Here is a 15266-nt window from a genome sequence, read left to right on the forward strand (position 1 = left end):
TAACATTGATATACAAAGGGCAATCCTAAAAGATTCTGTGTAAGAATGTTTTAGGACTGCGTTTTGAGGCAGAAAAATATAAAAAAGAATCGAAGGAGCAGATATGTTAGAGAAAATTACAGCAGTTCGTGAGGAACTGAAAAAAGTAATTATCGGAAAAGAAGAAATTACAGATAAAATCCTGATGGCAATACTGGCCCGGGGACATATCCTTTTGGATGATATACCGGGAGTGGGAAAAACCACCACAGCCCTTACTTTCAGTAAAGCGCTGGGACTGGATTTCAAACGAATTCAGTTTACTCCGGATGTGGTACCCTCCGATGTAACCGGATTTTCCGCCTATGATAAGGCGTTGGGAGAATTCCGCTACTATCCGGGCGCTGTTATGTGCAATATGCTGCTTGCGGACGAGATTAACCGTACTTCCAGTAAAACCCAGTCCGCTCTTCTGGAGGTTATGGCAGAGGGAAATGTAACTGTGGACGGACAGACCTACCAGGTACCGGCTCCCTTTGTGGTGATTGCCACCCAGAACCCGGTGGGAACTGCCGGAACACAGATGCTGCCGGAATCCCAGTTAGACCGGTTTATGATCTGTCTGAATATGGGCTATCCGGATCGAAAGAGCCAGATTAACCTGCTGCGGGATCGACAGGGAGAAGATCCGTTGGATCAGATACAGAAAATTTTAAATACGGAAGACTTAATAAACCTTCAGGAGGAAGTCAGTGATATTTACGTTTCTGACGAAATCCTGGGATATATCACGGATTTGACAGAGGCAACCAGAAATCAGGAAGCCATTCTTCTGGGAGTCAGTCCCAGAGGGGCCCTGGCTTTATGCCGCATGAGCAAAGCCTGCGCCTATCTGCAGGAAAGAGATTATGTGGTTCCCGATGATGTAAGGGAAGTTTTTGCCAGTGTATGCGGACACCGGACTTTAATCAGTCCGAAAGCGCGGATCGCCGGGATGACACAGAGAGATTTGCTGGAACAGATTTCTCAGACAGTGACTGTTCCGAAAATCTGACAGGAGGAAGAAATGAAAAGTACGAGAATCTTTGGCGGCATATGGTTCCTTCTCAGTATTCTGGGCTATCTGGTTACTGCCTCTTATCTGTGGCTGGAAATTTGTATGGGAATGGCTGCAGTTGGCTGTATTTTCGGTATTCTTGTACTCTTTACAGGAAAGGGACTTAAGTTTCGGATACAGCTTCCGGAAGGGGCGGAGAAGAAGCAGAAGACGGAAGGAAAACTGATCGTAGAAAATTCATCACTGCTTCCTGTTTTTCATGGAAGAACCTGTTTTTATATCGAAAATTATCTGACAGGAGAGAGAAAAAAAGTTCCTGTGGAATTCGCCGTATTTTCCAGAGGAAAAAGCAGCACGGATTTTCAGATTGAGAGCCAGTACTGCGGAAATCTGCGGTTTCGGATTGAAGAAGTTTCAGTGGCAGATCCCTTTTATCTGTTCACCAGAAAACGGAAAGGGAAAGCGGTGAAAGACCTTCTGATTCTTCCGGGAGTCATTGAACCGGCGATTCAGTTGTCTTCCAGGGAAGCGTATGATATGGAAAGCTTTTCCTATTCTTCTGCGAAAAAGGGAGATGACAGCAGTGAAACTTTTGAGATTCGGGAGTATCAGACCTCAGACAGTATGCGTCAGATCCACTGGAAACTGACCCAGAAACTGGGAGAGTTCATGGTGCGGGAGAAAAGTTATCCGATTCAGAACACGATTCTGGTGCTTCTGGAGACCGGTTTTCCGGGAAAAGAGAAAAGAGAGCCGGCTGTCATGGACGCCCTTGCAGAAGTGGGAACCGGAATCCTTCACCGTTTCTATGGACAGGGTCTTTCCTTTGAAGTGGGAGTTTACGATCATAAGGAACAGAAACTGCACAGAAAACGGATAGAAAACAGCGAAGACATCTGGGAGATGACGGCTGTCTTCGTCAAGGCCCAGAGAAAACAGACAGAGGAGACGGTTATCCGCCATTATCTGGAACAGGAAACCGGCGTTTTTGCCCGCTGCCTCTATCTGACGGCAGGGGAAGTAAGCTCCGATGCAGAACTTCTTGCAGAGCGCGGGCCGGTGACCATCCTGTGCTGCGGCGGACAGGCTCTTGCCGGCGAATCGGTCTATATGTTTACACCGGAACACTGGCAGGAAGAACTGGCAGGAATTTCATTATAGCAGGAATGGGGAAAGAGGAATGGATGTAAGTCTGATAAAAAAGAAAGAAGGAAAGAAAGAGCTTTGTCTTTCTGTGCTTGTGGAAGCAGCCGCCGTCTCTCTGGCGGTAAACGGATTCCTGACCGCTGTGTTAAATCTGCTGGAAGTATCCTGTAACAGGGGATGGCTTTTGGGATTCAGCTTTGTGGCTGCGATGGCTGCGAAACTGCTGTCAATGGGAAAATATGGTTCCTACGGGGGAATCGGAGCATTGGTTCTCTGGGCCGGTGTGGGAGTCAGCCCTGCAGGAAAGGTATTTCTGGACGGAGCAATTTCCCTTTATAACCAGATTGCATATCGGTTAAGCTGTGAGACCAAACTGGATTTACAGGAACTGGATCGGATATATCCTCAGGATACAGGGCGAAACCAACTGCTGTTTTTATTCTTTCTGGCGGCCTTTCTGGGAGTGGTCTGCTTCCTTCTGATAAAGATTCACTGGGAAGCCGGGCTGGCTTTCTTCTGGATACTGGCGGAAGGGATTTCCCTGTACCTGAAAAAAAACTGGGATACCCTTTCTATGGTCAGCCTTCTGGCCGGTCTGTCGCTGATATGGCTGCTGGCTGTTTACCAGGGGAAAAAACGGGGAATAGCAGGCAACAGCAGCGGGATGGTTCTGATTTCCGGCCTTGTTACGGGAATCGGAGTGATTCTGCTGACTCTGGGAATGAAGTACCTTCTTCCCGATACCCTGCCGCTGAGTAAACTGGGAAATACCGCTTCGGAGAAAATCGCAGAAGCAGCGGAAGAATTCCGCTATGGAGGAAAAGAAATCAACCGTCTGCCGAAAGGCGAGCTTTCCGGTCTGGGCAGTTGGGAAGCTTCTGAGGATACGGCTTTAACGGTAACCATGGATACGCCGGAATCTTTATATCTGAGAGGATATGTGGGAAGCAGCTACAACGGCAGCGGTTGGGAGACGCTGGACGGGGAAATCACCTGGGAACAGCGGCCGCTTTTCTACTGGCTCCACCAGTCCGGATTCTACGGAAACCGACAGTTAAATCTGGCGGCCCAGGAAGCAGGAGAGCAGACAGAACAGAATAAAATAACCGTGAAAAATGAAAATGCGGACAGAGAGTATTATTATCTTCCCTATGAGCTAAGCAGTTTCACGGAAGAAACCCTGTCTAAAGAAGACGCGGGACAGTCTTCCCGGAAATTCCGGGGAGAGAGGGAATATGAATTTGAAACTGCTCAGAATCTGACCGGGGAGTTTCCGGATCTGGCGGCAAAACTGTATCTGGCGCAGGACGGGCAGGGCAGCTATCTGGAGGAAGAACCTTATTATAACGCATTTGTTTACGAGAATTATCTGGAACTGCCTGACAGTACCAGAAAGCTGCTGAAAGAGGAGCTGGGAAATAATGGTTCTTCTTCCATGGGACATGTAAATTATTACTGGGCGATTTCCAGGATTCAGACTTATCTGGAAAGCGCTGTGAATTATACAGAGACAACGGGCAGCGTGCCGGACTCCGGTGACTTTCTGTCTTACTTTCTGAAAGAGGCAAAAGGAGGCTACAGCGTACAGTATGCCACTGCGGCGGCGCTGATGTTCCGTTATTACGGGATTCCTTCCCGCTATGTGGAAGGGTATCTGATTACACCGGAAGATATAGAAGGAAAACAGGCGGGAGAAGAAATCTCCATACCGGGAACCAACGGAGAAGCCTGGGTGGAGATTTATGTGGATACCCTGGGCTGGGTTCCTCTGGAAATGGTTCCCGAGGAACACAGACGTATGGAACAGCCGGATCTGACCAGAGGCCTTCAGGCAGATTCTACCAAGGTGGTATCACCTCAGCAGCAGCAGTCACAAAACCAGGTACAGCAGACCGGAAATACAGAAAATTCTATAAAAGAAGCGTTTCTGTATCTGGGGAAAATACTTCTGGCTATCCTGCTGATCTTCGACTGCTTCTGTCTGGTATTTTTCCTGTATGTGATCTGCAGACGTCTGATAACAATCCGAAGAAGGAAGAAACTTTTCTATCAGCCGGATGTGAGAAAGGGAATCTGCTGTGTATCTTCCTATATGATTACGCTTCTGGAATATCTGTCTCCCGGTCTGGGAAACAGCAAAGTGAAAGAGAGCAGTCAGTGGGTGAAAGAACATTTTACCGATGACCTGGCCCGGGAATATACACAGGCCAGAACCATCGCCCAGAGGGCGGCGTTTAGCACCCATGAAATGACACAGGCAGACAGAGCAGAGGTGCTGGACTGTCAGAGGCAGATGCTGAAAGAAATCTTAAAAAGAAAGAGCTGGCAGGAACGTTGGAGAATGCGTTACATCTGCCGTCTCTATTAACCGGGAGGAACGTCTATGAAAGCAAAGAGAAGGAAATATATACTGGCGGCAATCATAGGCCTGTGCCTGGTGTTTATTGCAGGAACCTTCGTGTGGGGAATGGGAAGGCAAAAAGAAGCAGTTCCGGAAAATCCTCTGGAAAAACCCTGCGGAACCTTTTCCCAGGTACTCTACACAGGAAAAGGCTACTCGGCGGATATTTCCGGGGATACAAGGGATAAGGACAGCAGGCCTTCCATTGAGGAACAGATTCCGGAGGAAGAGACAGAAAGGGAAGAGACAGAAGAAGAACAGATAACAGAGAATCCCGGCGGCGACCCAAGTCCGGGAGAGGGGGAGAGCGTTCCCCATGAAAATCCTGACAAAGAAGAAGGAGAGGATGTGGGCTCCCCCCTGAAACTGACGCCTACGCCGGTTCCCACTCCGGTACCGACGCCGGCGCCCACGGCAATCCCCCCGGAGGAGCAGAATCCTCCGGAACATGCGGATCAGGGCAACGATGAGGAAAATCAGGAAGGGGCCATTACTCCTCCGGCAGACGATCCCAATGAAGGAAAATATCCGTATATTGAGGTCACTGGTCTGGAAGATAACGTACAGACATCGGTTCTGCCCTTCTATGTCAGCGGATACGACTGGCAGGGACGGTATCTTGATTCAAGGCATCTGAATGTATTCTGTAATGGAGAAGTACTGCATTCTCTTGATGATGACGGAAGCAGGGTCAGTTACCGGGCAGAGCTTCAGGATGGATATAACGAGATAAAGATAACGGTAACAGATGATGAAAACCGCTCAAGTGAGTATACCTATGGAGTAACAAAAGACGGAGACGGGGAACCTGAAATAGCCGGAAGCCTTCTGTTGAGTGTGGAAGCCAACACCATCGGTATCGGCAATCTGTTCGGCCCTCAGGAAGTGGAATTTTATCAGAATGAAACCCTCTTTACTCTTCTTAGCAGAGTGATGGAGGAGAACGGGTATCGGATTCTGACAGGAGATTCTCCGGGGTATGTTACCGGCATTGCCGGTGTGGGAATTACAGATGGGTATCAGATTCCCCAGGATTTAAGAGACAAGCTGGTGGAGGAAGGTTTTTCCATAATTACCGACGACCCGTATGAAGACAGTTACCAGCCGGATTCTTTAAGTGAGTTTGACTTTACCGGCTCATCCGGATGGCTCTATCAGGTAAATGGAGTATATATGAATACGGGAATGGACACCCAGCTTCTGATGAAGGGATCCGGATATGACGGAAGCGAGGTAAGGGTCCGCTATACACTGGCGGAGGGCTACGACGTGGGAGCAAAAGGGGAAAATTCCTGGTTTGATAAATGAGTGATAAGAAGGAGGAGAAACAGGAAATGAAGAAACAGGTAAAGAGATTTCTGGCAGTTTTTCTGATTGCAGTGCTGACACTGCCCGGCCCCACAGGGGTCTGGGCGGCAGAAGCGCTGACAGAAGAAGTTTCAGGAGAGGAACTTCTGCAAGACGTCCAGGAGAGCGGGCTCTCTTTGGAGGAAGAAGAGGGACTGACGGAAGAAACCGAAGAAGCAAAGCCGGCAGAAGAGCCGGAAGAGGAACCTCTGGCAGAAGATGCAGAAGGTACGGATACCGGGACAGAAAAGGAACAGTCTCTGGCCCGGACATCCAGAGCAGCCGACAGTCAGATAAAGAGATTTGAAACCAGCCTGGAAGAGGGGAAGGCGATTAAAGGAAGCAAGTATACCTTCGACGTATGGGCCCAGGATCAGGAAGGCAATGCCATGGATACGGCCGTATATCTTTACCCGGCCGGAGATCTGGAGAGTCAGGAACCGGTGGAAGTAAACTGGGAAGATACAGAAAAGACCAGCTACACCCTGGATCTGAAAGGAAAAGAGGGAGGAGCCTATGAGATTCTCATTCAGGTTCTTTCAGATGGCGCAGTACTGGATTCCATGGTTCGGTCCATTGAATATATCCCGGCAGAAGAGGGAGAACTGATTGGATATGCAGCCTATGATGTGGAAATGTTTACCATTTCCAACGGATTTTTAATTGAACCGGAACTGGTACCCATTTACGAAGGGGAAAACGCAGCCATTGCGCTGGTACGTCTTCTGGAAGAACACGGGTATGGTTATCAGATGACAGGCTCTCTGACTTCTGATTTCTATCTGGCCAGAATCACAGGTATGGATTTAACCCAGGAGCCCCAGCTTCCGGCAGAGGTAGCAGAGATTAAACAGGTGGCCAATTCCTTTAATCCGGATAATTACGACTATGTAAAAGGCGGTCTGGGCGAATTCGATTTCAGCAGTATGAGCGGATGGATGTACAGCCTGAATAATGTATTTCCCAATGTGGGATTTGCGGATAGCTATCCCCAGGACGGAGATGTGGTCCGGGTTCAGTTCACCGTAGGATACGGAACAGAAATCGGAGGAGAAGGAGGACTGGGAGGAAGCTACGGCCCGGATATGGCTCCCGGCTATTCCGTAGGAAATAAAGATGAACTGATTCTGCAGATTGCCCGGTTTAATTCCGCAGTGAATAAAGACGATCTCCAGGCAGTAAACAGTATCGCGCAGGCGTATCAGGAAGGAATGGATGTCCTTTATGAGATTCCGGCCAGTCAGATCGCCATTGATGAAGCTTCCATTGAATTTCAGAATGTGATGAGCGGTTCTCTGGATGAACTTACAGGGATTTCCCTGAATGCGGACGAACTTACCATGGGGATGAACGATGTTTTCCCGCTGACGGTTTCTGTGTCTCCTTCCAATATCCGGATACCGGTAAACGCACAGTTTAACAGTGATAACCGGGAGACGGCAACCGTATCTGCCAATGGAACCATTACGGCCACAGGGGCGGGAACGGCAACCATTACCGTATCCGTCAACGACGGAGCTTATGTGGAGGAGTGTCAGATATATGTGGAAGAAGTTCCCGCAGAATCTCTGGAGATCCTGCCCCACAGCCTGAAACTGAAACTGAAGGAACAGGCGGATCTGGAAGTGAATTTAACACCGGCAAACACCACAGATGCCGGAAAGATTCAGTGGTCTTCTTCCAATGAAGAAGTTGCAACCGTAGAAAACGGAAAAGTGATTGCAGTAGGAGGAGGAACCGCCGTCATTACGGCAAAGACAGGAAATCTGTCGGATACCTGCCAGGTTTCGGTAGACGTTAAAAATATAGAATCCATACAGGCAGTACCGCGAAGTCTTTCCCTGGGATTCGGACAGTCTGCGGATCTGCAGGCAGAAATTTCGCCTTCAGATTACAGCAGCAGAGGAATTCTCTGGTCTGCTGCCACACCGGAAGATGAAGCGCTGCTGGCCGTGCTTCCCAAGGGACATATTACAGCAAGGGAGACGGAAGGACTGGCAACGGTAAGAGTAACGGCTGTGGACGAAGGACTTACTTCTGATATGCTGGTACGGATTACAGAAAATCCGATAGGGACCACAAAGGCAGAACTGCCGGAGAGTCTGACCATGCAGCCGGAAGCAGCCACAGAACTTACGGCTGAAATAACGCCGGCAAATGCAACGGATCCCCTGGTATGGGAAAGCTCGGATCCGCAGATCGTATCTGTCACAGACGGAACTCTGGAAGGGAAGAAAGAAGGAAGCGCAGTCATCACCGTATATTCCGGTGAGAAATCAGCCTCCTGTAAGGTGACAGTAAAAGACGGACTGACAGAAGAACAGATTCAGACCTTCGAGAATACAGTTCCGTCCGCAGCAGTTTCTCAGATTACCTATTGCGGAGCAACCGTTACCTGGAAACAGGTGGAACATGCACAGGGATACCGGATTTACCGGAAAACTTCCGGCGGTTCCTACGTGGGACTGGCAACTGCAGAAGGGGGAGACACCCTGACTTATACAGATACTTCCGCGATTCCGGGAACCACCTATTATTATACAGTGAAAGCCTATACCACTCAGGATGACACCCAGTACTGGAGCAGTTATAACAAGACAGGAATTAAGGCGGTAACAGAAAAACTGGCGGCTCCAAAACTTCTGAAGACGACGCCTCTTTCCAATACAAAGCTGCAGGTACAGTGGGAAGAGACAAAAGGAGCCAAAGAATACCGGATTTACCGGAAGACCAAAGGCGGAAGCTGGACCGGAATTACCAATGTAAAAGCGGGAACAACCACTTATACCGATACGGTAAAGAAAGGCACCACCTATTATTACACCGTAAGAGCTTTATATGACAGTTATATGAGTGACTGTGACCTGACGGGAATTTCAGGGGCAACCCTGGCAACGGTAGGCGGCCTGAAGGCCTCTGCGAAATCCAATGCCTCTGTGACAGTAAGCTGGACGAAAATCAGCGGGGCAGAAGGGTATCGTATATACCGGAAACAGGCGGGAGAGAGCTGGAAGGGAATCGGAAATGCAGCCGCCTCTGCATCCAGCTATACAGATACCACAGCGTTGGCAGGAAAAACTTATTACTACACGGTTCGCGCTTATGTGGGAAGTTATTACAGCGATTTCGTCACTGCCGGAGTGAAAGTTTCCATTTCCATGGGAACTCCTGCCTTAAAGAAAGCGACAGTGAATACAGACGGAACCGTAACCATAACCTGGAGCCAGACAGGGGGCGTGGAAGGATACCGGGTATTCCGGAAAACACCGGGAGGAAGCTGGAAAGGCCTGGGAAATACGGATGCCTCCGAATCCAGCTATACGGATACCACGGCGGCAGCCGGAACCACTTATTACTATACCGTTCGCGCCTTTGTGGGAAGTACCTACAGCGGATATAATACCACAGGATTAAAAGCGGCGGTGACGCTGCAGACGCCGGCTCTGGTTTCCGCACAGGCTGTATCTGCCAACTCGGTAACCATTAACTGGGAGCAGGTAGGGGGAGCCGACGGATACCGGGTATACCGCAAAACAGCAGGAGGAAGCTGGAAAGGCCTGGGAAATGCAGATGCTTCCGAATCCAGTTATACTGACAGTACGGCAGCAGCCGGAACTACTTATTATTATACGGTAAGAGCTATGCAGGGGTCATACCTGAGCGGATATAACACAAAAGGAATTTCCGTACAGACGCCTGCAAAATGAGAAATAAAAAAAGAAAGAAAGGAAGGTGTAAACAATGAAGCGGTTTTTTCTGTTCTGCTTAACAGCGGTTTTACTTATCTCATCACTGAGTCAGTCTGTTCTGGCAGCAGACGTTGCGCCGTCTACACTTTCCGATTATTCTGAAGAAACAACCGGGGAGACTGTTCAGAAGGAAGAAGCAGAAGAGACGGAGGAAACTTCGGAAATAACCGAAGAGACAGAAGAGGATGAACCAGAGGAAACACCAGAGGAAACACCAGAGGAAACACCAGAGGAAACAGAGGAAGAATCGGTTTCGGATGGAGAAATTCTGGAAGAAGAGAACAGTCTCCTGGAAGAATCGGAAGAAGAAAAGGACAATCTGTTAAAATCAGAAGAAAAGGAAAATGAGAACAGCCAGAACGCTGCTTTGGCTCTTCTGGACAATGCAGAGGATACAGACAACTGGATGGAGGAGCTGTCCTTCTGGAAAACCGGAGTACGGGGAGAGGAGGGGCATCCCTACGAATTGATACCGGAATTCTCCCCGGAAATCCATGAGTATACCATGTACGTGCCGGATTATGAAAGCAGCGTTTACGGATATGCTGTTTCCGCCCTGGCAACGGAAGACACCATAGAAAAAGAAGAAGCCGTATACGCCTCGTATACAGGAGGCAACTATGGAAATGAGGAGAAAGCCAATCTCTCCCAGGGATTTAAAAACGGAAAGGTTTATCCGCTGTCGGAGAGTGTACAGTACGGATCCGGAAAGAGCAATGATCTGGTTCTGACTTCCCAGAGCGGGACGAAGGAGTATACCGTACATCTTGTACGGGAGCTGAACCTGATGAATTTCCGGGCCAGAATCGGGGATTTTACCTATACCCTGAGCTGCCTTCCGGAAACAGAGGACGGGCTTCGTCAGCCGGCAGAGAGTTTCCGGATTTATTACAGCAAAGACCAGGAGGATCAGACGCTGCAGCTGACTGGAACGGGAATGTCCCGTTATGAAATGGGAAAAAGTTATCCCTGTAATTATCAGGTAACGGTAAACGGGGAAACCATGAACCTGGGAACGGCCTGGAAACATACGCTGACCGGAAAGGAAGAAGAGATTACGGTGGAAATTTCCTATGAAGGGGCAATCGGAAGAACGTATCGGATTTCCCTGATTCCCACAGAAATGGAAACGGTAACCTTTGAAACAGATACCAAGGAGGCGAAAGAGGGATTTGCCGTGGAGCTGGAGGACGCCGACGGAAATCTGATTGAAGCCGATGAGGATTCTCCCCGGCAGTATTCCCATCTTCTGAGAGGCAGAGAATATACCTACCGCGGTTATGGCAAAGGATGGAAAACCGTAAAGGGAAGTTTCGTGGCAGGGGAGGAAGAGAAGATTGTTATTTCCTTCCGGGAGAAATCTCCGGGTCTGTATCTGGAAGATCTGAAAGCTTACAGCGGCTCTACCATTACATCTCCGGAAGTGGAGATGACCCGTGCCGAAGAACTGGACGAGACATTCGGGGCCCCTGTATATGTAATAAATCAGTCCAGCAGAAGCAGGAATCTGTATTTCTCTTTCCAGGCTTCTCATTACTGGCCCAGAGCACAGAAAATGACACTCAGCACTTACGATCAGAATGAAAAGCAGAAAACCACACAGTTTACTCCCCAGACTCTGAGTCTGGAAGAGAATGCCTCCAGCAAAATCGGTTTTCTGAATCTTCCTGCAACCGGGGGCGAGGGATGGGTCTACACTCTGACGGCAAACTATGGAGAGACAACGGAAGCCTATAAATTTGTGGTAAACCGGACTGTGGAACTAAGCAATATGAAGCTGTACGAATCCACAGATCCCAAAGCCGCCACCATTTTAAATGAAAAATTCCGTTACGATCAGAAAGAATATACGGCAGACATCTCTGCTTCCAAAGAAGAGGTCTATCTGGCTGTGACGGATCAGGCGGATTCCCTTCTGACAGTAAACGTAAACGGGACGCCTGTCCTTCAGACGGAGGATACCACAGAAACCTATCCCATTCCTCTGGATAAAAATGAGCCGGAGAATGAAATACAGGTAGTTCTCTCCAGAGATTCCTATTATCACGGAGAGGAATATGAGGGGATTTCCTGCCGGGCGGAAGGAATTTACACCATTTCCCTGAACCGGATTGAAACATCGGATGTTACCTTCCAGGTAACCCCTTCTGACGCCAGGATTCTGGTCTATGATTCAGCCGGAAACCGGGTCCATGCCGAAGATGAGGAAAATCTCGTCTATGGGGAGCTGTTGTCAGAAAAGGAATATACCTATGTGGTAAGCTGCTATGGCTATGAGACCCAGAGAGAAACATTTTTGCCCGGGAATAAGGAACTTCTGGAAATCCATCTGAAAGAAGCCACAACTGTGCATCCGGAGATTGACAATAACGAGTGGGTCAATTACCGCAACAGTGATGAAAATAACGGAATTACAGATGTAAGTACGGCCGTTACGGAAAAAGAAGCAGAATTAAAATGGGCGGTCAATATCGGAGGAAGCTGGAGCAGCTCCTGTACGCCTCCGGTTATCCTGGGCGGCTGTCTGTATACAGCGGCAGGTAAATATCTGTACAAACTGGACAGAGATACAGGAGAGAAGCTGGCTGTCAGCAAAGAGCTGGCCGGAAGCGTAGGATTTGCATTAAACCCCATAACTTACGCAGAGGGAATGATTTTCATCCAGATGCAGGATCGGATTCAGGCTTTGGACGCCACTACGCTGGAGTCTGTCTGGGTAAGTGAAAAAATAGCGGGACAGATGCTCTCCCCGATTACTTATCAAGACGGTTATATCTATTCCGGAACCTGGAATTCCGAGACAGAAAAAGGAACTTACTTCTGCCTGTCTGTGACCGACGAGGATCCGGATAATACAGAAGAAACAAAATACTGTTCCTGGGTATATAAGCATACCGGCGGTTTCTACTGGGCGGGAAGTTACGTACAGAAAGGAAACGACGGAAAGGATTATGTTATCTTCGGATCCGATGACGGATCTCTGGAAGGCGACTATGTGGATAACGCCATTTTGTATTCTGTCTGTGCACAGACAGGAGAAGAGAAAGACCTGCTGGAAGGAGTCAGCGGAGACATCCGCAGCTCCATTGTCTATGACGACGGATACGTTTACTTTGTAACAAAAGGAGGGTATCTGTACCGGGTACAGCTCAATGAGGACGGAACTTTCGGAGAGGCAATTTCCGCAGTTTTGAATTCCGATGAAAGAGGCCTGAATCTGGCTTATAAAGTAAAAGTCAGCGGTTATCCCCAGGCGGCCGCCCTGTTGTCCACAGCCTATGAACAGGTAGATTACAATCAGGACGGAAAGACGGACGGAAGAGTTTATCTGTACTTTACCTACAACTCTAAACCGGGAGGAATTTACTTCCTGACCGATGAACCGGGCCAGACAGAAGGAGAAGCCAAAATTCTCTACGATCCCCAGGACGAACAGGAAGAGTACTGTGTCAGCCCCATCTGTGTGGATAAATCGGGTACGCTCTATTATAAGAACGACTCCGGCTACTTAATGGCCGTAGGCGTAAACGGAGCCTTCCTGGATTCAGTAAAGGCAAAGGCGGATATCGGAGAGGTTGACTGGGACGTCAAATTTGTAAATACCAAATCCGATTACCTGATTCAGGTAGATACAGATGCTTCGTATGTGGATTTCAGTTTCGGCGTTACCGAGGGAATTTCCATTTCCGTAAACGGAAAGAATACGGGAACGTACCGTCTGAATCTGGACGAAAACGGGGAAGGAACCCTGGAAGTAAAAGTCACAAAAGAAGACAAGAGCCGGATCTATACCTTCCATGTGGAGCGGCTCAGTACAGACGCAAGTCTGCAGGCGCTTTATGTGAGTGATAACAACAGTATTCTGGAGGAAGACAGCCGCCTGACCCTGTCGCCGGAATTTGATCCCCAGACGGAACGATACCGGACGGAAGTTTACATGGGCGACAAAAAATTCCTGAATGTCTGGGCCACTCCTACAGAAGAGAAAGCCAAGGCAAAGGTAACGGCGCTGGAAGGAGTCGAGCGAATAGATAAAATGGATTCTGCTGTAGGAAGCTATGGAGATACCAGATACGCCGTCTATTTTAAGGAAGGTTATTCCCAGGCCAGTATACAGATAGAAGTAACGGCGCCGGATAAAGAAACACAGAAAGTTTACCAGCTTGTGCTGCTGAGAAAAGACATCTATCCTCCTTCTCTCAGTCAGATAGAAGGAGTAAGGCAAAATGGGGAAGCGGGAGCCGTGGTATTTGAATCCAACGAAGAAGGTACTTTCTACTATCAGATTCTGCCGAAGGGAAGCCCGGAACCTTCCGTGGAAGAACTGCTGAAAGGCCAGGGACAGGAACTGAAGAAAGGAACCAACCAGTTCACTGTGGAGAATCTTTCAGAGGAAGGCTGGGACGTCTGGCTGACAGCCTCGGATAACCAGGAAAATGTGGGAACAGAAGTTCAAAAAGGTGAGATTCACGCTTACTATCCTTATAAGATAACCATTCAGACAGAGCCTGCCGGAGCCCAGGTGCAGATTGCCAACGCCCTTGGGGAGATCCTCCGGCCGGTAAACGGAACTTATGAATTGCTGGAAGGAAATCAATACCGGATACAGATTCAGATGAGCGAATACAAAACCATCGAAGAGACGATTACCGCTTCAAGGGAAACAACTTCTTATACCTATACGATGGAAAAACTGAAAAGTTCAGACGCCGACCTGGCGCAGCTTTATGTAAGCAGCTCAGACAACTATGGAAAAGGAAACCTGGTGCTTACGCCGGAGTTTCAGAAAGATACCATAAATTATAAAGCCTCTTATCCTGAGGACAGAAGTTATCTGAATGTCTGGCCGGTTGTCAGCAGCGGGAAGGCTTCCGTGAAAGTATATGCAGTCAGCGGAGTGAAAGCCTCCACAGTAACCAATAAAGATGAGTCTTTAACTGAGTCGGTTTATCAGGATCCTGAGATCGGCAAAGAGCATAAATTCTGGAAAGTATATTTTGAAAACGGAGTTTATGAAGCATCTGTCCGTATCCGCGTAACGGCAGAGGACGGAACCGGAAAAGACTATTTCCTGGAACTTTCCATCACAGATACAAGGGCTCCGGTTTTAAAAGAGATTGTGGTCTCCAGAATCTCACAGAAAGAAGCGGTCATTCACTTCTCCAGCACGGAGAAAGGCTATTACAGCTATCAGGTGACGGAGACAGGGGCGAAAACGCCGTCCCTGCAGGTAAGTGAGAAAGACGGAAAGATGGTAACAGGAGATAACGCCCTTACTCTGGATAATTTAAAGAGCGGAGGGAAGGAAGTCTTTCTTCTGGGTATGGATATGGCCGGTAACAAGAGTAATATCCTGAAGGTGGCCATTCCAAAAGAGCCCGGGGAGGGAGCCGGCGATCCTGAAGAAGGAACAGACAACAATTCTTCTTCCGGAAACACATCGGGGACTTCTTCTTCCGGAGGTTCATCCACAGGAGCTTCCGGCGGAACTGTCACCCATAAAAACAGCCTGACAGGCAGCACGGCGAAGAAGAAAAAGACCAACTCCCTGTCGGCATCTGCCGCCCCGGAAGAAGAGAAACAGGGA

At 48.7% G+C, this 15266-nt stretch carries 5 protein-coding genes and 1 pseudogene; all 6 read left to right on the top strand.

Annotated elements, in window-relative coordinates:
• Positions 1-103 precede the first annotated feature (103 nt).
• Positions 104-1033: an AAA family ATPase gene (locus tag B5F53_RS02425; protein ID WP_087219223.1), complete on the top strand. Its 930-nt coding sequence runs from the start codon at positions 104-106 to the stop codon at positions 1031-1033.
• A gap of 12 nt (positions 1034-1045) precedes the next feature.
• The gene (locus B5F53_RS02430; protein WP_087219226.1) at positions 1046-2197 is read left to right on the top strand and encodes a DUF58 domain-containing protein; all 1152 of its coding nucleotides are present in this window, start codon (positions 1046-1048) and stop codon (positions 2195-2197) included.
• A gap of 19 nt (positions 2198-2216) precedes the next feature.
• On the top strand, positions 2217-4550 hold the full coding sequence (locus B5F53_RS02435; RefSeq protein WP_087219229.1) for a transglutaminase-like domain-containing protein: 2334 nt from the start codon (positions 2217-2219) through the stop codon (positions 4548-4550).
• 15 nt (positions 4551-4565) lie between these two features.
• Entirely contained in the window at positions 4566-5891 is a 1326-nt protein-coding gene (locus B5F53_RS02440; protein ID WP_087219232.1) for a hypothetical protein, read from the top strand.
• Positions 5892-5917: 26 nt separating this feature from the next.
• Complete coding sequence (locus tag B5F53_RS02445; RefSeq protein WP_162610512.1) at positions 5918-9637, top strand: Ig-like domain-containing protein; 3720 nt, start codon at positions 5918-5920, stop codon at positions 9635-9637.
• Between the two features lie 3553 nt (positions 9638-13190).
• Positions 13191-14360, top strand: a pseudogene (locus B5F53_RS20925) (cadherin-like beta sandwich domain-containing protein); the annotation flags it as partial.
• Between the last annotated feature and the right edge of the window lie 906 nt (positions 14361-15266).

The organism is Blautia sp. An249, from assembly GCF_002159835.1.
In the GTDB taxonomy this organism is placed as follows: domain Bacteria; phylum Bacillota; class Clostridia; order Lachnospirales; family Lachnospiraceae; genus Blautia_A; species Blautia_A avistercoris.

What these genes read in the sequence shown, in the direction of transcription:
- B5F53_RS02445 (WP_162610512.1), top strand. Translation starts at nt 5,918, where the DNA reads ATGAAGAAACAGGTAAAGAGATTTCTGGCAGTTTTTCTGATTGCAGTG.
- B5F53_RS02425 (WP_087219223.1), top strand. Translation starts at nt 104, where the DNA reads ATGTTAGAGAAAATTACAGCAGTTCGTGAGGAACTGAAAAAAGTAATT.
- B5F53_RS02435 (WP_087219229.1), top strand. Translation starts at nt 2,217, where the DNA reads ATGGATGTAAGTCTGATAAAAAAGAAAGAAGGAAAGAAAGAGCTTTGT.
- B5F53_RS02430 (WP_087219226.1), top strand. Translation starts at nt 1,046, where the DNA reads ATGAAAAGTACGAGAATCTTTGGCGGCATATGGTTCCTTCTCAGTATT.
- B5F53_RS02440 (WP_087219232.1), top strand. Translation starts at nt 4,566, where the DNA reads ATGAAAGCAAAGAGAAGGAAATATATACTGGCGGCAATCATAGGCCTG.